General features: G+C 41.0%; 21 protein-coding genes. 6 read left to right on the top strand and 15 right to left on the bottom strand.

Features of this window, described 5'->3' with window-relative positions:
* Positions 1-158: 158 nt before the first annotated feature.
* Positions 159-539: a YbjN domain-containing protein gene (locus ACQKIC_RS17550; RefSeq protein WP_427592045.1), complete on the bottom strand. Its 381-nt coding sequence runs from the start codon at positions 537-539 to the stop codon at positions 159-161.
* Between the two features lie 193 nt (positions 540-732).
* On the bottom strand, positions 733-1,761 hold the full coding sequence (locus tag ACQKIC_RS17545; RefSeq protein WP_402867496.1) for an NADP-dependent oxidoreductase: 1,029 nt from the start codon (positions 1,759-1,761) through the stop codon (positions 733-735).
* Positions 1,762-2,056: 295 nt separating this feature from the next.
* Between ACQKIC_RS17545 and ACQKIC_RS17540 the strand changes: the two genes are divergently transcribed.
* Together ACQKIC_RS17540 and ACQKIC_RS17535 are read left to right on the top strand one after the other, a co-directional pair.
* On the top strand, positions 2,057-2,443 hold the full coding sequence (locus tag ACQKIC_RS17540; protein ID WP_402867495.1) for a MarR family winged helix-turn-helix transcriptional regulator: 387 nt from the start codon (positions 2,057-2,059) through the stop codon (positions 2,441-2,443).
* A 12-nt stretch (positions 2,444-2,455) separates the two neighbouring features.
* On the top strand, positions 2,456-3,667 hold the full coding sequence (locus ACQKIC_RS17535) for an MFS transporter (RefSeq protein ID WP_402867494.1): 1,212 nt from the start codon (positions 2,456-2,458) through the stop codon (positions 3,665-3,667).
* A gap of 64 nt (positions 3,668-3,731) precedes the next feature.
* On the opposite strand, the gene ACQKIC_RS17530 is transcribed toward ACQKIC_RS17535, so the two are convergent.
* From ACQKIC_RS17530 to ACQKIC_RS17515, 4 genes are all read right to left on the bottom strand, one after another.
* Positions 3,732-5,165, bottom strand: a complete 1,434-nt coding sequence (locus tag ACQKIC_RS17530) for a DHA2 family efflux MFS transporter permease subunit (RefSeq protein ID WP_427592044.1) — start codon at positions 5,163-5,165, stop codon at positions 3,732-3,734.
* A 63-nt stretch (positions 5,166-5,228) separates the two neighbouring features.
* The gene (locus ACQKIC_RS17525) at positions 5,229-5,801 is read right to left on the bottom strand and encodes a TetR/AcrR family transcriptional regulator (protein ID WP_402867492.1); all 573 of its coding nucleotides are present in this window, start codon (positions 5,799-5,801) and stop codon (positions 5,229-5,231) included.
* 133 nt (positions 5,802-5,934) lie between these two features.
* Positions 5,935-6,027 (bottom strand): putative holin-like toxin, encoded by a 93-nt coding sequence (locus tag ACQKIC_RS17520; RefSeq protein WP_402867491.1) that lies wholly within the window; start codon positions 6,025-6,027, stop codon positions 5,935-5,937.
* Between the two features lie 233 nt (positions 6,028-6,260).
* Positions 6,261-7,139: a LysR family transcriptional regulator gene (locus ACQKIC_RS17515; protein ID WP_402990728.1), complete on the bottom strand. Its 879-nt coding sequence runs from the start codon at positions 7,137-7,139 to the stop codon at positions 6,261-6,263.
* A gap of 118 nt (positions 7,140-7,257) precedes the next feature.
* Between ACQKIC_RS17515 and ACQKIC_RS17510 the strand changes: the two genes are divergently transcribed.
* Complete coding sequence (locus ACQKIC_RS17510) at positions 7,258-8,718, top strand: aldehyde dehydrogenase family protein (RefSeq protein ID WP_402867489.1); 1,461 nt, start codon at positions 7,258-7,260, stop codon at positions 8,716-8,718.
* 271 nt (positions 8,719-8,989) lie between these two features.
* A complete protein-coding gene (locus tag ACQKIC_RS17505; RefSeq protein ID WP_402990731.1) occupies positions 8,990-10,054 on the top strand; it encodes an ATP-binding protein in 1,065 nt (354 codons plus the stop codon).
* A gap of 141 nt (positions 10,055-10,195) precedes the next feature.
* On the opposite strand, the gene ACQKIC_RS17500 is transcribed toward ACQKIC_RS17505, so the two are convergent.
* From ACQKIC_RS17500 to ACQKIC_RS17475, 6 genes are all read right to left on the bottom strand, one after another.
* A complete protein-coding gene (locus tag ACQKIC_RS17500) occupies positions 10,196-10,567 on the bottom strand; it encodes a hypothetical protein (RefSeq protein WP_402867487.1) in 372 nt (123 codons plus the stop codon).
* 169 nt (positions 10,568-10,736) lie between these two features.
* On the bottom strand, positions 10,737-11,624 hold the full coding sequence (locus ACQKIC_RS17495) for a YitT family protein (RefSeq protein WP_402867486.1): 888 nt from the start codon (positions 11,622-11,624) through the stop codon (positions 10,737-10,739).
* A gap of 299 nt (positions 11,625-11,923) precedes the next feature.
* Positions 11,924-12,658: an amino acid ABC transporter ATP-binding protein gene (locus ACQKIC_RS17490; RefSeq protein WP_427592043.1), complete on the bottom strand. Its 735-nt coding sequence runs from the start codon at positions 12,656-12,658 to the stop codon at positions 11,924-11,926.
* Positions 12,655-13,299, bottom strand: coding sequence for an amino acid ABC transporter permease (locus tag ACQKIC_RS17485; RefSeq protein ID WP_402867484.1), 645 nt, complete (start codon positions 13,297-13,299; stop codon positions 12,655-12,657). The genes ACQKIC_RS17490 and ACQKIC_RS17485 overlap by 4 nt, the downstream gene beginning before the upstream one ends.
* A gap of 56 nt (positions 13,300-13,355) precedes the next feature.
* The gene (locus ACQKIC_RS17480; RefSeq protein WP_402990734.1) at positions 13,356-14,150 is read right to left on the bottom strand and encodes a transporter substrate-binding domain-containing protein; all 795 of its coding nucleotides are present in this window, start codon (positions 14,148-14,150) and stop codon (positions 13,356-13,358) included.
* Positions 14,151-14,521: 371 nt separating this feature from the next.
* On the bottom strand, positions 14,522-14,755 hold the full coding sequence (locus ACQKIC_RS17475) for a hypothetical protein (protein WP_402867482.1): 234 nt from the start codon (positions 14,753-14,755) through the stop codon (positions 14,522-14,524).
* A 193-nt stretch (positions 14,756-14,948) separates the two neighbouring features.
* Here ACQKIC_RS17475 and ACQKIC_RS17470 point away from each other — a divergent pair, with 193 nt between their 5' ends.
* Positions 14,949-15,431: a tetratricopeptide repeat protein gene (locus tag ACQKIC_RS17470; RefSeq protein ID WP_402867481.1), complete on the top strand. Its 483-nt coding sequence runs from the start codon at positions 14,949-14,951 to the stop codon at positions 15,429-15,431.
* Between the two features lie 36 nt (positions 15,432-15,467).
* Here ACQKIC_RS17470 and ACQKIC_RS17465 read toward each other — a convergent pair whose 3' ends face one another.
* Positions 15,468-16,232, bottom strand: coding sequence for an arylamine N-acetyltransferase family protein (locus ACQKIC_RS17465; protein ID WP_427592042.1), 765 nt, complete (start codon positions 16,230-16,232; stop codon positions 15,468-15,470).
* A gap of 191 nt (positions 16,233-16,423) precedes the next feature.
* Positions 16,424-17,893, bottom strand: coding sequence for an aldehyde dehydrogenase family protein (locus ACQKIC_RS17460; protein WP_427592069.1), 1,470 nt, complete (start codon positions 17,891-17,893; stop codon positions 16,424-16,426).
* A gap of 224 nt (positions 17,894-18,117) precedes the next feature.
* On the opposite strand from ACQKIC_RS17460, the gene ACQKIC_RS17455 reads away from it, so the two are divergent.
* Positions 18,118-18,783 carry a TetR/AcrR family transcriptional regulator gene (locus ACQKIC_RS17455; RefSeq protein WP_427592041.1) on the top strand — a complete coding sequence of 222 codons (666 nt, stop codon included), beginning with the start codon at positions 18,118-18,120 and terminating at the stop codon, positions 18,781-18,783.
* Positions 18,784-18,835: 52 nt separating this feature from the next.
* Here the strand turns inward: ACQKIC_RS17455 and ACQKIC_RS17450 are convergent, their stop codons facing one another.
* The gene (locus ACQKIC_RS17450) at positions 18,836-19,816 is read right to left on the bottom strand and encodes an NAD(P)H-quinone oxidoreductase (RefSeq protein ID WP_427592040.1); all 981 of its coding nucleotides are present in this window, start codon (positions 19,814-19,816) and stop codon (positions 18,836-18,838) included.
* Positions 19,817-19,869 lie beyond the last annotated feature (53 nt).

Raw genomic sequence — 19,869 nt, 5'->3', positions numbered from 1 at the left:
TCGAATTACTAACAACAAAAATAATTATATAGCTAATTTCACAAAAGTGCAATAGTCTTTTCGAAAAAAATAATAATAATTCCTGGAGATAGAATTAGTATATGTTTCTACCCAATAAAGATGTTAAAAAGTTCCCGGCAAAAGGATTCTTCCAAACATTAAGACCAGATCACTTCCATAAGCCTTGGATAAACTTGTTCCGCTGTTTCAAGCAACATGATCAGCTTTCGGAATGCCAAGTCCGGTAAAAATTCACCATCAAGGGAATACGAATAGCGAATCGAAATCGTCCCATTTTCCTCATATAACTTTGAAAATCGGAATTGAGCATTATATTCATTCAATAACGTATGCACGGCTGCCTTCTTATCGGGATTCTTTAGCTCTGTTACATTAAAACAAAATAAATCCGCCACTTTTTCATCTTGATTAAATGAAAAGACTAACAGGACCTTCCATCCATCCTTCAACTTCTGTTCCACTCTGAAAAAGGTGATATCTTCCTCTTTGAACTCATTCATATGGATTTTTTCGCGCATTAAAAAATCTCTAAATTTCGCAACATTTGACATCATCTCTCACCCTTTCTGTCTGTATGTACATTTTATAACGAAATATGGCATTTTTACACATATTTCGTGCATTCCCTATAAAATAGTTAACTTGTTCCCTTTCATGGACCATAAAAAAAGCATAGTAAAGGTCTCCCTCCACTATGCCCAGTATAAAAACTTAAAGAACTGCGTATTCTGGATCGGCAACTTTGACAAGCTGCTTCCCTAGGTTCTTTCCTTTAAATAAGTCCAAGAATGCCTCAGGGGTGTTTTCGAACCCTTCCACAATGGTTTCTTCGTACTTCAATTTACCTTGTTGCAGCCACTGCCCCAAATCTGAAGCTCCTTCTTGGAAACGATCTGCATAATTCCCGACCGTGAAGCCTTTCATAAGTGCGCTCGTTTTGATCATGGCCGATTGCAGGCGTGGCCCAAAATCTTTACCTTCTGCATTATAAGAAGAGATTGCACCACATAATGGGATCCGTGCATTCATATTTAACAGTTTGAAAACGGCATCCGTTACTTGGCCGCCAACATTATCATAATACACATCGACTCCATCAGGGACTGCATTCTTCAAATCCGTTTCAAAACTTTCCTTCTTATAATTAACAGCTCCGTCAAAGCCCAGTTCTTTTGTTAAATACTCTATTTTCTCATCCGAACCGGCAATCCCCACTACCTTGGCACCTTTGATTTTTGCGATCTGTCCAACGACAGAACCGACGGCTCCAGCCGCTCCGGAAACGACGACCGTTTCGCCTTCTTGCGGTTTACCGATATCAAGTAACCCAAAGTATGCAGTCAATCCCGTCATGCCCAGTATGCCTAAATGAGTCGTGATTGGTGCCACTTTAGGATCAATCACCCTGACTTGCTTTTCATTCACGACCGTATATTCCGCCCAGTCGATATTTCCCACAACGACATCGCCTTGCTTGAAGCTGGACGATTTGGATTCCACCACTTCAGCCACGACGCCACCAGTAATGACTTTATTCAACTCAAATGGGGCAATATAGGATTTAGTATCTTGCATTCTTCCACGCATATAAGGATCAACGGATAAATAAAGCGTCCGTACTAAAATCTGATTTTCTTTCGGTGAGGGAACTTCACTCTCCACAAATTTGAAATCTTCTTTGGAAGGCATCCCTTTTGGACGGTTTGCCAGTGTGATCGTTTGTTGCGTTGATTGTGTCATGCATGTTCCTCCTTGATTTTTATTACATACTATAGAAAAGTTAGCGTAGCATTGATGCAGATTAACGGTCAAAGTTTCTGCTTACTTTTTCCATACTATTCTATATGTAGCCCTATTTGTAAATCCTAAACTTTCTTATTTTGTATCAAATGAATTTCCCAATCCACAAAACAAGAAAAATAGCACTATACAGACCATTACCATATCTGGTACACTACTATAGTTACCAAGGGTAACTATTATCGGTGAGGAGGCAATAAAAATCGAGACATATCGTAAATTCTTCCATCAACTAATGTTGTTATATAGACCCTTTGAAAACAACCTCAATATACAGCTTGGTAAACACCATCTATACAGGGCCCAATGGACGATCTTATATCGCCTATTTAATGACGGACCTTCGACGCTTGTAGAGTTATCCAATTATCAAGGTGTGGAAAAACCGACCGTCACAAGGACGATTAACCGCTTAGAAGAACTCGGGTACGTTGAACAGATTCCTGGTAAGGATAAGCGTGAAAAAATCATGCATCTTACTGAGCTGGGGAGAACCGTTTATCTGGAAGTGCGTGTAACGATTGACCGATTCGAACAGGACATCCTGATAGGCGTTTCGGAGGCTGAGCAGCAAGAAGCTATACGCGTCATGGAAAGCATAAGAAATAAACTTATAAAGTGAGGAGACAAAAAATTGCAACAAGCTGCTAAACCAAAATTATGGACGAAAGATTTTATCATCGTTTCTTCCGTCAACTTTTTCATAACGTTAATCTTTTATTTATTAATGGTCACGATCGGGGTCTATGCCGTAGAAGAATATGGTGCTACCACGAGCCAGGCAGGACTCATTACCGGAATTTTCATCATCGGTTCATTGATTGGACGGCTTTTGATCGGTCGCTTCATCAACGCCATTGGCCGGAAGAATACATTATTGATCGGATTAGTCTTCTTCACCTTGGCTACCCTTTTATACTTTGTGGATTTCGGGGTTCCTTTCCTCCTCGCCAACCGCTTAATTCATGGTTTTACAATGGGGATGGCCGGAACTGCATCTGGAACGATCGTCGCCCAGATCATACCGATTACGCGTAAAGCGGAGGGAATCGGCTATTTCAGCATGAGTGCAACATTAGCCACAGCAATCGGACCTTTCATCGGGCTATCTTTAAGTCAGCATACAAGCTTCCAAGTGATATTGATTTTCTGTGTAGCCTTGGGCATCATCGGGGTACTGACGGCTCTTTTCATATATGTACCGAAATTAGAGATCTCAACTAAAACAGCTGAGGTGAAAGGCTTTAAGCTTTCTAGCTTTATTGAACCGAATGCCGTCCCAATTGCAATCATCACTTTGTTAGTGGCATTCTGTTATTCCAGCGTCCTTTCTTATATTAACTTCTATGCGATTGAAATCGACCTGGTCAGCACAGCCAGCTTCTTCTTCCTTGTCTACGCTGTTGCCGTATTGGTATCGCGTCCTTTCACAGGCCGATTGATGGACTCCAAAGGTGCAAACTACATTATGTATCCTACATTCATCATTTTTGCCGGGGGAATGTTACTCCTAAGTACAGCAACAAATAGCTTTACATTACTATTGTCCGGTATCTTGATTGGACTCGGATTTGGGAACATGCAATCAAGCACACAGGCCATTGCAGTCAAACTGACACCGCCTCACCGGATGGGGTTAGCCACATCAACGTTCTTCATTGCACTTGATGCAGGGCTCGGATTTGGGCCTTACCTTCTTGGATACATCATTCCAAAAACGGGATACAGTACATTGTACGTCATCCTGGGTATTACCGTCCTTGTCACTACCGTCCTATACTACTTCTTACATGGTAAAAAAGAACATGCCGCCATGGAAGAACTTAAGAAATCTAAGCTAGCTTGATTACTACCGATATAAAAAAATTAGCCAGAGGAGAATCACTCTCTCTCTGGCTAATTTTTTTTATTTACTTTTCACGTGCGTTTTTAATGAAGAGGGAAACAACCAGTCCGGCGACCGCAAGAAGCAGACCGAAAATAAAAGCATCTTGAACACCTGCTGTCAATGAAGCTCCTATGGCAGCTGGGTCTAATGGATTTTCCAATTTCATCATATAAGATTTTTGGGAAGCAGACATGATGGTGATCGCCACTGTCGTACCAATTGCACCCGACACTTGCTGTAATGTATTCATTAGAGCCGTTCCATCAGGGTACAATTCTTTCGGAAGTTGATTAAGACCATTCGTCTGTGCTGGCATCATGACAAGGGAAACCCCTACCATCAATAAAGAATGCAGGATGATGATCATGGTGATCGTCGTTTCTGTCGTGACGTTCGATAAGAACCATAACACGACAATCATGATGATGAATCCTGGAGTGACCAACCCTCTAGGACCATACTTATCAAAGATACGTCCCGTTATTGGCGACATGATCCCGTTCAGGACACCACCAGGTAAAAGTACAAGTCCAGCTGTGAATGCAGCCAATGCCATCCCCGTTTGTAAGTACATCGGTAAAAGAATCATGGAAGACAGGATGACCATGAAAGCAAGGAAAACGGTAATGAGCCCTAACGTGAACATAGGGTATTTCATCACGCTTAAATCGATCATCGGCTTTTCCATTTTCAATTGTCTTAACGAGAATAAGAGAAGGGCGATCAAACCGACAATGAGCGTAATCAAGACGATGGCACTACCCCATCCTTTATCCCCGGCCATACTGAAGCCATATACGATTCCGCCAAAACCAATCGTCGATAAAATAATCGATGGAACGTCAATTTTTGGTTTAGTGATTGGAGAGACATTTTGCATATATATCAAGCCAAATAATAATGCGAACACAAGGAAAGGTAACGAAATCCAGAAAATCCAATTCCAAGTAAGATGTTCAAGAATCAAGCCAGAAACCGTTGGTCCGATCGCTGGTGCGAACATGATGACGAGCCCCATTAGACCCATCGTTGCTCCCCGTTTATGAACTGGGAATATCAATAATATCGTATTGAACATAAGAGGCAATAACAGCGCTGTTCCAATTGCCTGAATCACACGGGCTAGTAGCAAAAGACCAAAACCTGGCGCTAAGGCGGCGATGAGCGTTCCAATGATGGAGAACACCAATGAAGCAAAGAATAATTGGCGAGTACTGAACCACTGGATCAAAAGCCCTGAAACCGGAACTAATATTCCAAGGGTCAACAGATAGCCTGTCGTTAACCACTGGATCGTGGAAGGGCTGACACTGAATTCTTGTATTAAATCGCCCAGTGCCATATTTAAAGCTGTTTCACTAAATAATCCGATGAATCCCGCTATTAGGAAAGCGATCAAAATAGGGGTCGTTCTAATGACGGGTGTCGAATTTTGTTGCTGTGTTGCATCTGACATAAAAATAATTCCCTCCAATTACTAACTGAATAGACCTAGCTAATCATAGTTTTTCTGTATCTCTTACTTGTTCATGAATAATGACGGAATAAGCTTGGAAATTGCTTGTAGGGGTTCTGCGCTTTTCGCTGTTAACGATAACAGGATGCCCCCTTCGATCAAAGCGTTAATGGCAAAACTTAGCTCCTTCGACCGCTCTCTACTATATCCCGCATCCAGAAACTCATTCACATAAATGGATTGCCACTGTGTAAACGCATCTTGACAGGCCAATCTTATTGGCTCACTCGTGGAATATGTCTCGCCCGCTATCGTACCTATCGGCAAGCCAACGAGATCCCCATTCTCACCGAATAACTTCGATAATTCATAAACATGATCTTGAAGTGCTTTGACAGGATCATCATTGCTGTCGAATACATGTTTTATCTCCCGTAAGACTAGATCCTTAGCATGGTTAATCGCTTCAATAGCCAGTTCTTCTTTCCCCTTTGGAAAGTAATGATAAAGTGAACCCTTGGGAATACTGCTTTCCTCAATGATTTCCTTTAGCCCTACACCATAATAACCTCGGATTCTGAAAAGACGAGAAGCCGCTTCAATAAGGATGTCTTTGGAAGTTGGTTTTTCAGACAATACTGAATCACTCCTTGAAAATTATAACAACCGGTCTACTAGTACAATAAGGGTAGCCCTGTGCTTTGTCAATCCAGAGAATCCATGGCCAAGCCTATCGCACAGGGCCCATGATCTATATATAGCCACCCATTCAAGAATTCTTATCATGATTTTTAAAATCAAGAATCGCAATGACAAACATCCCAAAACCAAGCATGAGAGACAGAACTTCAAAAGTGCCCATTCCTTCATCGCCTCCTTTCTTTCAGCATTTACGGATACAAGATTGTCCTATACAAAATTAAGAAAAAAAAAGCAAACCCATTTGAGTCTGCTTTTGTAAAGATCCTAACCATTCACTTAATAAATCCTTCAATCAAATCGATGCCAGGGAATATGCCCTATCGAAGATACTTCGAAGATTAAATTTGCGGGTATTGCAAGTAACGATCGGGTGAATGCCTTTTACTACTATAATTAAAACAAATCAATGAAGTGTTTAGCCGTTTTAGAAAGGTAGCGGTCTTTCCGCCAGATCAATGCGATTTTCGATTGAATCGCCGAATCGATAATTTCAAGCACCCTTACGCCTTTTATACCGTGTGGTGAGACGGCAGATTTCGGGACGATGCTTGCGCCGATACCCGCTGAAACCAAAGAAAGCAGTACATTTACATCATGGCACTCGCACAGAATATTGGGCTTCAATTCATTTTTCTTAAACTCCTCAATAATCTCTTCATAGATCCCCAACCCTTTTTCCCTATGTACTAATAGCAAAGGCGTATTTTCCAAATCGTTCAACGAAATTTTATCCTTAAAATGAAAGTCCTCCCATTCTTCAGGAACAACAAAAACGTTCGGTACCTCCCCTATATTCTTGATGAAAACTTGATTACTATCCACAGGTAAATAAACAATTGCGAGCTCGATATCCTGATTCTCCATATAATTGTTGATCTCATAGGGATCTCCTGCAAATAATTTAAAAGTAACAGAAGGATATTTATCGTTAAATTGTTTGACTTTGCTTGGTAAGTAAGACATATAAGCAAGTACTGCTCCAATGGCTAAAGTACCTTGTATCCCCTCACCTGTCTCCTTCACTTCGAGCATGGAGTCATCGAATAATTCCAACAGCACCTTAGACTTCTCATATAGCGCTCTTCCAGCCTCGGTTAACTCCATCCTTTTTCCATTTCTTTTCCGATCAAGCAACGTCACGCCCAGTTCTTCTTCCATAAGATTAAGTTGCTGGCTTAACGGTGGCTGAGACATATTCAATCTTTTGGCCGCACGAGAAACTTGCCCCTCCTCCGAAAGGGCAAGAAAATAGCGTAACTGTCTAATATCCATATTTCACCTCGAATTTTTATATATGACAAACATATATAAAAGTAATAATATAGGTATTTTTAATTAGTTGCAAACCATGATAAACTCATTACGTTTCAATAAAAAAGGGGTGGATGGAATGAAAACTATCAAAGATTTAAACAAAAGCTTCATTAATGGAGAATGGGTAGAAGGATTAAGTTCACGTAGATATGATATCTTAAACCCATATGACAATTCAGTAATCTCGAACGTTAGCTTGGCTACAGCAAAGCAACTGGAAGATACTTTTGAAATAGCGAAACAAGCTCAAAAAGACTGGGCAAAAGCTTCTGCAGACACACGTCGCCAGGTTATGATGAAAGTCGGGGAATACCTACAGGAAAATCGTGAAGAAATCATCGAGATGATCGCTCGCGAAACGGGTGGATCACTTATCAAAGCGACTGTAGAGTTTCAATTAACTGCAGAAATAGTAGAAGCTTCGGTCAATATGGTCGATGAAATTCATCAAATGCATGAAGTGCCATCAGCCATCGATGGAAAGGTCAATCATATACATCGTTTGCCTTTGGGAGTTATTTCTTCTATTTCACCATTTAACTTCCCTATGAATTTATCAATGAGAACCATTGCTCCAGCGATTGCATTAGGAAACGCAATCGTTCATAAACCCGATGTTCAAGTTGCATTTGCAGGCGGAATCTTCATTGCCGCAGCCTTCGAATATGCTGGACTACCAAAAGGAATCTTCAATATGATTCTTACGGATTTAGAGGAAATCGGTGACGGTATGCTGACAAATCCGATTCCTAGACTAATCAGTTTTACAGGTTCTACTCCTGTCGGAAAACATATCGGGGCCATCGCTGGACAAAACCTGAAACGAGTTGCACTAGAACTTGGTGGGAACAACCCATTCGTCGTCTTGTCCGATGCGGATGTGGATCGTGCTGTTGATGCTGCGATCTTTGGAAAATACATTCACCAAGGGCAAATTTGCATGGCCATCAACCGCCTGATTGTCCACAAAGACCTTTACGAAGAATTCATCACTAAATTCGTAGAGCGGGCAAAAGCTCTTCCATATGGTGATCAATTAGATCCTAAAACCGTGATTGGACCACTTGTGAACGAACGCCAATTAGAAAAGGTTCAACAAGTCATCGCAGATGCTAAAGCAGCCGGCGTGAATGTAGCATTAGAAGGAGAACGCGTTGGCAATGTATTGACTCCAACCATTTTCCGAGATGTTAAAAATTCAGATGCCATTGCCCAAACGGAATTGTTCTCTCCTGTCGTTTCCATCATTGAAGCAGAAACAGATGAAGACGCCATCGAGATTGCCAATGACACAAAGTATGGACTAAGCTCTGCCATCTTCTCTTCGGATTTGGAGAAAGCGGAACGGTTAGGTCTTCAAATCGACAGTGGCATGACACACATCAATGACCAAACGGTTAATGATGGCACGAATGTACCATTTGGCGGAAACAAAATGAGTGGCTTAGGAAGGTTCGGTAACCCATGGATTGTCGAAGAATTCACTGTGACGAAATGGATTTCCCTTCAAACAAATTATCGTGAATTTCCCTTTTAATTAAAATCTCTACCATAAAATCCCCTGACAATTTTACATTGTCAGGGGATTTTGTTTAAAGGGACTTTACTATCAGTCAACTGCTCACCCTGACTCTGAAGAATTCTCTTTATTTTTTCGGATTGTAAGTCACCACATCCCTTGTAAGGGTTTCACCCTTACTCACTATTATTTTCCTTGTTTGTTACAATTAGATTAAAATTCTCCCTAATGAAGGATTGCCATGAATTATGTGGAATTTATTACAAAACACCTTTAAGGATGAAAAAACATGAAAAATAAAGACTTACATGATTTCGATACGCTTGACTACCGCGAACTCATCCCAAGGAATGGGTTTATATTTAAATTCAGAAAAGAAGATAACCGCTTCGTTCATACTTTCGTTGAAGGTTCGTTCATTACAGATGCGATAACCCCTTCCGCCACGGTTGTTGGTCATACCTTAGAGGACTTCTTACCTCAGGAAACAGCCTTGGAGAAGCTAACATACTATGAAAGGGCATGGAATGGGGAAAGCGTTACATATGAAGGGCGTATCGCTGACGTACAATATGTTGCCTCATTAAATCCAATCATGAGGGATGGACAAGTCGTGGAGGTCATTGGGACATCCATCGATATTTCAGATCAGAAAAGAAGCGAAATAAAAATACAAGAATTAGAGAAACTATCAGTAGTTAGTGAGTTGGCAGCGGGAATCGCTCATGAAATCAGAAATCCATTAACTTCACTATTCGGGTTCACCCAAGTCATTAAAGAACATGTGAATGATGATTCCATCCAAGATTATCTGGATATCATGAGGAACGAATTAGATAGAATCGACGACATTGTCAATAAATTCATGTTTATAGCACAACCTGATAAAACTATGAATATTAGTGAATGCTCCATTAACTCTATCATCGCTTCTGTTATAAAAAGTCTGGAAAGTCAGGTTGCTATAAAGGGCATTAAGCTCAACTTTCATAACCAAACGATGATTACAGCAGAATGTGATCAAAGCCTCATCGCAAAGGTTTTGAAGAATCTTATCCAAAACGCTTTGGAAGCAACCAACGAAAATAGTGGGGACATAGAAGTATCATTGAAAGACATCAACCAACAGCACTATTTAATCCAAATAACGGATAAGGGCTCAGGCATGACGAAAGAAAGGTTAAAAAGGCTATTTGAACCTTTTTATACGACGAAGGAAAAAGGAACAGGATTAGGCCTGATGATTGATAGACGCATTATCGAGCTACACCAGGGAATCATTGATTTTAAAAGTGAGGTAGGGAAAGGAACGGAAGTGAACATCACTTTACCTAAAGTCCTTAAACCTAAATAAGGTAAAATCGAAGGCTGCAGAGGATGAATATGGACTCCATTAAGCTCAAGAGGCTAGCGTAACGAAAGAAAATTAGGAAAAATTAAATCAAAAATTAAGATGAAATCATATAAATAACATAAGGGCCTATCAGGGCCCTTTTCAACTTTCCTTGAATGATTCCTTCCTGCCTATGGATAGGCTGAAGTTAGTCAAGGTATAGATTCTAGCAGTTAAGATGAATAAATCTTGATAGTTATTTTCGACATATTCATCGATGATGGCCATTCCTTCCCTAAATCTATCAACCAATAAATATGTGTACGTTTCATCCCAAGTGAATCGATTTATTCTTTGGAGCTCATCCGCTAATATTTGAAACTTATACTCTTCTATTAGAAGCTTCACCTGATACAGTTTATCCCGATTCAATGTAAAGCAATTACGTTCGTCTTGGTACTGTTCTTGGACAAATTTCACAAAACCATCTATATTTTCAGCCAGCATTCTCGCCATTTGCATCTCGAAATTCATATTTCCCCTTCCCTTCTTTCCTTTCCATCCTAATAAGAGTGTATGTTCTAAGATATTATTTTAATACTAGCAATATACTTAATCCTTCATGATTCATAAGAAAGAAAAAAAAGATGACACTCCGTATAAAGCACGGAGGTCATCTTCTTGTTGCCTTGTATAGATACTTTTAATGAATATCTTGCTTCCTGAAACTGCCGCCTTTGACTTCAGCTACGTCATATACGGTCACAAAGGCATTCTTATCAATTTCATAAATGATTTCTTTCATTTTACTTTCTTCCAAACGGTTAATGACACAAGTGATTTCCTTGAATAGCTCATTTGAATAACCGCCATAAGCATCATTATAAGTAGCACCACGACCTAAACGATCGCGAATCGTCTCTACCATTAATTCTGGTTGTTTCGTAATGATTTTGAAAGTTTTTGAACCACTTAAACCCTCTTCCACGATATGAATGACTTTAGATGCAATAAAGTATGCGATTGCCGATAGAATAGCCCCCTGTAGGCCAAATACTGTGGAAACGACAATAAACACGAACGTGTTCAAGAATAGGATAAGGTCACTTGTTCCGAAAGGTAATTTTCTAGAAAGTAATACGGCCAACATATCGATTCCATCCAATGCCCCACCATTACGCAATGCTAGACCCATACCAAAACCGATGATGATCCCTCCGACAACGGTAACGAGCAATGTATCACCCTCAATGATTGTAGGGACATGATGCATCAGGACCGTACCGACTGCCAACGAGGCAATGCCGATAACGGAATAAAAAGCAAAACTCTTACCGATTTGCTTATACCCTAACCAAACAAAAGGAATGTTAATGATTCCAATCAGAACGCCTAACGGTAATCCAAACAATTGGGAACCAACGATGCTTAACCCTGTTACGCCTCCATCCGATACGTTATTCGGGATCAATACGGCTTCCAATCCGTATGCTGCAATAAGCGCACCGATTATAATAAGGATTACTTTGGAAACGACCTTCAGTTTATTACTTCTTTTCTTTCTACTATGCATTTGATTTCCCCGTTTCATTTCGCTTCGTTCCTACTTATTTTTCAGTCTCCAGCCCATGGTGCAAGTGGCTTTTAACGATAACATTTTTTATTGTTCTGTTATAAAGTATAGCGTAAATCAATAAAAATCAAAAATAATAAGGTAAAAAAACTCGGAATTTGTCATGGTAGAGAAGAGGTTGTCTGTTGATGCAAAAGGCTTCATAAAAAAGTTCTCCATCGCAAAAACGGCAACTTCCCTTGAGGGTAAGTTGCCTTCCTTAAAACGCATCGTTTTCGCTACACATCGACATCAGCCCCCTAACGAAGCCCTTTCTATTAAAGCACCTTGCTTAAAAAGGACTGGGTGCGCTCATGCTGAGGATTTCCAAATAATTCATTTGGTTCGTTTTCTTCGACGATATACCCACCGTCCATGAATAGGACACGGTCCCCGACCTCCCGGGCAAAGCCCATTTCATGGGTGACCACAACCATGGTCATCCCCTCTTTGGCCAGCTGTTTCATGACTTCTAGAACATCCCCCACCATTTCAGGGTCAAGTGCGGAAGTCGGTTCATCGAAAAGCATGATTTTTGGATTCATGGCTAGTGCCCTCGCAATGGCCACCCGTTGTTTTTGCCCGCCTGATAGCTCTCCGGGATAACTTTTCGCTTTCTCTCTAAGCCCTACCTTATCCAGTAATCCATATGCGAATTCTTCCGCCTTTCCTTTCTCGATATCCTTTATTTTAATGGGTCCCAATGTAATGTTCTCCAAAACGGTTTTATGTGGGAATAGATTGAAATGCTGAAAAACCATCCCTACCTCTTGTCTCACTTTATTTATATTGATTTTCGTTTTTTTATTCGTTATCTCATGCCCGTTTATCACTACCTCCCCACCCGTAACATCCTCAAGGAGGTTAAGGCAACGAAGGAATGTACTCTTTCCAGAACCCGAAGGACCAATAACGCAAATCACTTCTTTTTCCTGCACAACTGCATTGATATCTTTCAGGACTTCCACCTGACCGAAGGATTTCTTCAAATTTTTCACCGTGATCATGCTCATCTTAATTGGACCCTCCTCTCTATGAAATTAGCAAGCAAGGTTAACAGGTAAATGATGATAAAGTAGACTACACCGACAGTCAGCCAAATCTTGAACGCTTCAAATGTCGCCGACGCCTGAATCTGCCCTTGCTGGGTCAAATCCGCAATGCCTATGATCGATAGAAGCGAGGTGTCTTTTAAACTGATGATTGATTGGTTCGTGATAGTAGGGAGCATTCTCCTGAAAGCTTGCGGAAGAACGATGTAGCGCATCGTTTGTGGACTGGTGAATCCGATGGATCTCGCTGCTTCCGTTTGTCCTTTATCAATGGATTGTATGCCCGCTCTTATTATCTCGGCAAAGTATGCCCCTGCATTGATTGCAACGGTGATGATCCCAGCCGTTGTATTGTTCAGGGAGATCCATTGCAGGGAGTTTATCCCGAAGTAGATGAAAAACAATTGAACGATAAAAGGAGTTCCCCGAATCGCGTCTACATAGATCTTCGCTATCCAATTCAATATCTTGAGTGGGGCCAGGCGCAGCATGGCCACGACTAAACCGATTAAAAAACCTAATATGATGGCAATCACAAATATATATAGCGTCACTTGCAGTCCTTGTAATAAATAGGGTAACGCCGAAACAATGATATCCATTCTTTTCATCTCCTTTCAAAAAAGAAGGCGCGCTTTAAGCGCGCCTTAAGCATCCTTTATTCACCAAGATATGTTTTTAAAATCTCATCGTATGTTCCGTCTTCTTTAAGGTTGGCAAGCCCTTTATTGATTTGTTCCAGCAGCTCCTGATTCTTCCCTTTCAATACGGCAATGCCATACTGATCACCATTCAAACGATCTCCCACGATTTGTAGGCCTAGGTCCTTCTGAGTGATTGCATAGGAGATAACCGGGTAATCTTCGATAAGCGCTTCTGCATTTCCGTTCGACACTTCCTGAAACATAGCTGGGCTGTCATTGAATTGAACGACTTTAATTCCTAGTTTCTTAGAATTATCTTGTGCATATTTGGCACCCGTCGTTCCTTTTTTCACGGCCACGGTTTTTCCTTTAAGGTCATCAACAGATTTAACGGCCGTATTATCCTTATTGACGACCACCGTCAATCCGGCATCGAAATATGGCTCCGAGAAATCCACTACTTTTTTTCTTTCATCGGTGATGCTCATTCCTGCAATGGCCACATCAAGCTGATTCGCTTGCAGTGCCGGGATGATCCCACCAAAATCCATTGGGGAAAGTTCAATCGTAAAGCCTTGGTCTTTCGCTATCGCCTGGATTAAATCAATATCAATACCCTTATAATCATTTCCATCTTTAAATTCAAATGGTGGGTAGGTTGTATCCACACCCACTTTGTAAACCTTTTCATTTTTCTCTTCTGTGGCGCTACCATTCCCTTTCTCTTTCACTGTTGTGTCACTGCTTCCACAAGCTGAGATTAAAAGAGTAAGAATGAAAAACAAACTAAGTACACCAATTTTCTTCATAAAATCCCTCCGATATACCTTTTTAGGTATTTTCTCACTAACTACTTATATCCTATAATATAACATAAATATAAAAAAATGTTATATTTGTAGTCTGGATAAATATAAAACATCCGCTGGATATCCATTACTGGTTCAGTAGAATCTTTTCGAGGATGGGCTAGATTTCTTATGAAAAGTTTTTATTTACTAGGGAGGAGTACACTCGTACCGGTGAATAGTACGATAACCCTACTAGACGGGTAGATACCTATATGCCTTGTCCCTTCTTCCAGAATTCATCCCCATAAGAAAAAGGACGATCATAAATGACCATCCCTGGATTATTCTTTTTCGTAAAGTTTTCACTCCATAATAAAAACATTTGCGCTTTATTTATTGGGTCTATACTGGATTGGGTCTTGTTTCAGTCTATCTTGTTCCCCAACAAACTCAATACTAATGACATTTGCCAAATTTATATGTTTGCCGCCGACTTGAAGCCACGTCGCATTCTGAATTAACTGCAGGTTAATGATGCTCGCATGATCAGTTAATGGCTCATTTGCCTCTAACTCTTCCGTTACTCCATTTACATAATAAAACTTATATTTCTCTTTACTCATTTTTCATCATCCTCTTTTCACCTAACGTACTTTATTCGACAGAGATACATGATAGTCCTGCTTATATGGTGAATATAAAAATAAAAACGTTTATTCCTGGTCTCTTTTTCTCTTGCGGGTTTTTATGGAGTTTGATATAAATGGCCATATTCCAAGTTATACCAAATCAACCTGAGGCAGGAGGATGTTTACTATGAATGATTTACTGATGAAAGTTTTCACATATCGAAAAGCGAGAAGATTTGAAGATGCTAAAAACGTAATGAAAACATTAATAAATAAAGAACCTGACCATGCCATATTTCAGTATCAAATGGCTTGGTGCTACGATAATTTGGGATTGGAAACTGAGGCAGTCCCTCATTACGAAAAAGCCATTCAATTAGGACTCCCTCCTAAAGACTTAGAAGGAGCCTATTTAGGATTGGGAAGTACTTATCGATCAATAGGAAGATATGTAGAGGCACAGAACCTTTTTGAAGAGGCGCTATTATTATTCCCAGACTCTGAGCAAATAAAAGTTTTTTATTCCATGACCTTATATAATTTAAAGCAATATGAAAAAGCGATGGCAGTCCTTCTAAACACTTTAGTCGAAACGACATCTGACGAATCCATATTACAGTATAAAGAAGCCATCGTTTTTTATAGTGACAAATTAAATCAGACATGGTGATACGCAGGTCATGTTAGCCTATCACCATTTGCAGCATTATCCGAAGTATTGGTTCAGTATCTCTTTAAAACGTTTCTTATCGACTTCCTCTTTTTCTACTTTCCCGTCTGCCCATCGGGTAAAGGAGGTTTCCGTCAACGTGATACTCCCATTGTCGGTAAGTCTTGTAATCAGTCGACTTTTGTTAAAAGGTGAATTCGGATGTTGCCTGATGATGGTTTGTACCTCATTCAATTCCTTCATTTGTTCTACAGGATGTGCCGTATCAAAGGCATAGCCTATTCTCCATTCAGGATCTTTATGCTTCAGCTTCAGTTCCAGGATATGATCGCCATGATCGGTATCCATCCGTTTCACCCGGAATTCCCCATTGTTAGAATGAACGGTTTCCCCGTTTAACGGTACTGGCCTTAACGGTAAGTTGCCTCCAAAACCCGTATCCACTAAATAGGGTTTCCCTTCATGCATTAAGAGTATGGCTACATGTGTTCTTCCGGTTATCGACCATCCTTGGTTGTATATCACTCCGCGAACCAAGGAGACATCCAATCCATTTTCGAGGAAGAAAAAATAGAGGGCCGCATTCAGTTCATAGCAAACGCCCCCCTCATTCCTCATCAAGACTTTCTCCATAATGTTTTCTTCGGAGATATCACTTGATTGTTTGGCAAGGACCGATGAGTTTTCAAAGGGAATCGTGTTGGCCGTTTTCTCAAGTATATTGGGAATATTTCCAAACGTTACTTTTTCACTTTCCGAGATTCCAATTCTTTTTCGAAACAATTCATTGATTTGTCCCATGTTCGACTCTCCTTATTCAATGTTTTGATAAGATATGTGGTATATGTCTTGTACCTTATCATATCCCCCGTGAAATCGAAAAATATTAAATATGAATATTCATACTTTGATTCCTTTAATCATTCTAAAAATGTATACGCGCAAAAAACATCCAAAGAACGTTCTCTTTGGATGTTTTCGGTTTATCCCATTCATTTCAATCTATTGATGAATGGACCATAATTACGGCTGTTATGTTGAACGGACAGCCATTTTAACGTCGTGAATTCTTCAAGTACCCATTCTCCATTGAAGCGGCCAAGACCTGAGTCTTTTTCTCCTCCGAAAGGCATGTGTGGCTCATCGTTAACGGATTGATCATTAACATGAATCATGCCCGTGTGGATTTTATGAGCGACTTGTGTGCCACGTTCAAGATTTGAAGAATGAACGGATCCGCTTAGGCCGTATGGATACGCATTGACCATTTGGATTGCGTCTTCATCATTTTCAAAAGGTATCAAGATGGCAACCGGTCCAAAGATTTCGTTCTCAGCAAGTGGCATCGTATTTGTCACTCCAGTGATCACGGTCGGCTGAAGAATATTGCCATTTGCTTGTCCGCCCAAGCGAATCTTGGCTCCTTGCTCAACGCTTCCTTCTATATCTTTTAAGATACGATCGACCTGATCTCGGTTGATGAGCGGTCCTACATTGGTATCCTCATTCGCAGGATTTCCGTATTTAAGTTTTCCTGCAAGTTGGGTGAATCGTTCAGCAAATTCGTCATAAATGTCTTTATGGACAAAAATCCGATTGATTGCCATACAGATTTGTCCTTGGTGATAGAATTTCCCGAATAATGCGGAATCGACGGCTTGCTCGATATTTGCGTCATCAAGCACGATGAAGGCATTATTTCCGCCCAATTCCAATGCTGTTTTCTTAAGTCCCCGACCTGCTAGCTCTCCAATATGCCTGCCCACTTCCGTGGAGCCCGTAAAGGAAATCAGGCGTGGGGTCGGATGGGTAACGATATCATCACCGATTTCAGATCCGCGCCCGACAATGACATTCAACAAGCCTTTTGGAAGGCCTGCCGCTTCAAAAATGCTGGCAAAGATCAAACCGCCAGTGACCGGTGTATCTGTAGCAGGTTTGATGACGACCGCATTTCCGGTAGCTAGTGCCGGGGCTATAGATCGAATCGCCAGATGGAAAGGGAAATTCCATGGGCTAATGATGCCGATTACGCCTAATGGATTTCGATACACACGATTTTCTTTTCCCGGTACTTGTGAAGGAAGGATTTTCCCCTCCATGCGATATGGATAAGTGGTAGCCTCTTTCAAGATGTTGAGGGAAGCTTGGAATTCAGACTGAGCCTTCATGAAGGTACTTCCTGATTCTTTAATAATCCAATCGGTGATCAGGTCCTTATTATCCTGCATGACAAGGATGGCTTTTTCCAACACTGCCCGTTTAACTTGCGGAAGTTCGTTAGCCCACTTTTCCTGTGCAAGGCTTGCTGCTTCATAGGCCCTGTTCAGATCTTCTTTTGTAGCGGCCTGGATGGTGAAAAGTTCTTCACCTGTAAAAGGATTGACGTTCGTCATCGACTTGTCACTATTCCCTGTTTGCCATTCTCCATCTATATACATACGAGTAAAATCTATATTCATCATTTATGTTTTCTCCTTTACATGTATCTATTGTGTCATTCACTTCGAGGGGATTGTTCATGTGCTTAAGCAACCGCCCAACACTTTAGACAAAATAGATAGAAAGCGTCTAAAGTGTTTATATTCATACTTTAAACCTCTTACGTCTTTTTGTAAACTTATCCGCCTCAAGGCATGGAAAATGGGAGTATGATATAATTTTCGTATTGAAGGGGGTGTCGTTTTTGCGAAAAATCGCACCTGAAGAAAAACAATTATTGAGAAAATCCTATGTAAAAAGAATCATGAACGTGGTACGTACGAAAGGGTTCCTATCCCTGACCATTTCAGATATGGCCAAATTGATGAATATAAGCCGGGCTTCTTTATATAATTACTTTTCCTCAAAAGAAGAAATCCTTTTAGAAGTGATCGAATACTACCTTGCCTACATCCATGAAGCCGATCAGATGATTGCCGATGAGTCCTTATCGTATCAGATCCGGCTTCAAAAGGTGTATGAGCAAACGATCTTATCGGCGCTTTATGCATCTGACATATTCATGAGTGACTTAAAGATTGGCTGTCCCGCACTCTATTCAAGAAAGATGGAGGCGAGAAAAGAACGGCTGGCTACCGTCCACTCGTTCTATTCACAGGGAATGGCAGATGGAATTTTCCATGAGCTGAATCCCACAATCCTGATCATTCAGGATGAAGCTGCACTGAAAGTCATGACGGACTCCTCCTTTTTATTAAAAGAAGGACTTTCCTTGAAGCATGTCCTTTATGATCATTATCAAGCGAAGACAGTACAAGTGCTAAAACCTGAGGCAATTGACGGCGAAGTGGATGAACAGATCCATGAAGTGATCGAACGCATCCTTCAAAAGCTTGCATCGACATTCTGATGATCATGAAAAAGGGGCTGACCAAGAAAATTTCTGGTCAGCCCCTTTGCTTCTATTCATGTACCTTCATGACTATTTTCCCTGTATTCTTATTCTGTTCCATATGTCGGTGGGCCTCTTGGACACCTTCAAACGGGAAGGCTCGATCCACTATCGCCCTGATTTTGCCTTGTTTGAATAACGGCATCGCTTTTTGGACGAATTCTTCCGTCAGCTCTTTTTTATACGCATCGCTTCTTGGAGTCAATAAGGTACCCTTCAAATGGACCCTCTTAAGCAGCAGATCCATCAAGTTCACTTGATTCACCACGGTTCCGCCCAGGATGCCGATTAACACCCAGCGTCCATCCGTGGCTATGCTTCTAAGATTTTTCTCCCAGTATGAAGCACCGACGAAATCAAGAATTACATCCACGCCTTTATTATCAGTGGCCTTCAGTACTTCTTCGTCGAACGATTGTTTTTTATAATTGATGCATACATCCGCCCCAAGGGATTGGCAAAACTCCAGTTTTTCTTCCGAACCGGCGGTTGTGATGATCTTTGCTTGGGTCATTTGTTTAGCCAATTGGATAGCGGCCGTACCGACTCCACTTCCTCCGGCATGAATCAACACGGTATCCTGATCTTTTATTTGTCCTAACCAGAACAGAGTTTGAAAAGCTGTCAGAAATACTTCGGGAATGGCTGCAGCTTCTTCAAATGTGAGGTTTTCCGGTACCAACATTGCCCGGTCCGCGGGCATGACGGCGTATTCTGCATATCCCCCACCATTAACGAGTCCCATTACCCTTGTTCCTAAATCGATACGGGTTCCAGGTGCTGCTTCCACTACTTCACCGGCCACTTCGATGCCTAAAATGGGATTGGTCATGTATCCAGCTTTTCCTTCCCTGGCTATGATATCCGTTCTGTTGATTGCAGAGGCCTGCACCTTGATCAACAAATCACCAGGACCTATACGTGGAATGGAAAATTCCTCAAATTCTAATTGATCCGCACCTCCAGGTTGCTTCACTGTCACTGCTTTCATTTATAATCTCCCCCAGTCCTTTTTGTGAGCTATATGCTACTCTAAATAAAAGC

Origin of the sequence: Peribacillus sp. NPDC046944 (assembly GCF_050272735.1) — a bacterium.
Classification (GTDB): domain Bacteria; phylum Bacillota; class Bacilli; order Bacillales; family DSM-1321; genus Peribacillus.
This window is presented reverse-complemented; position numbering and strand designations above follow the sequence as displayed.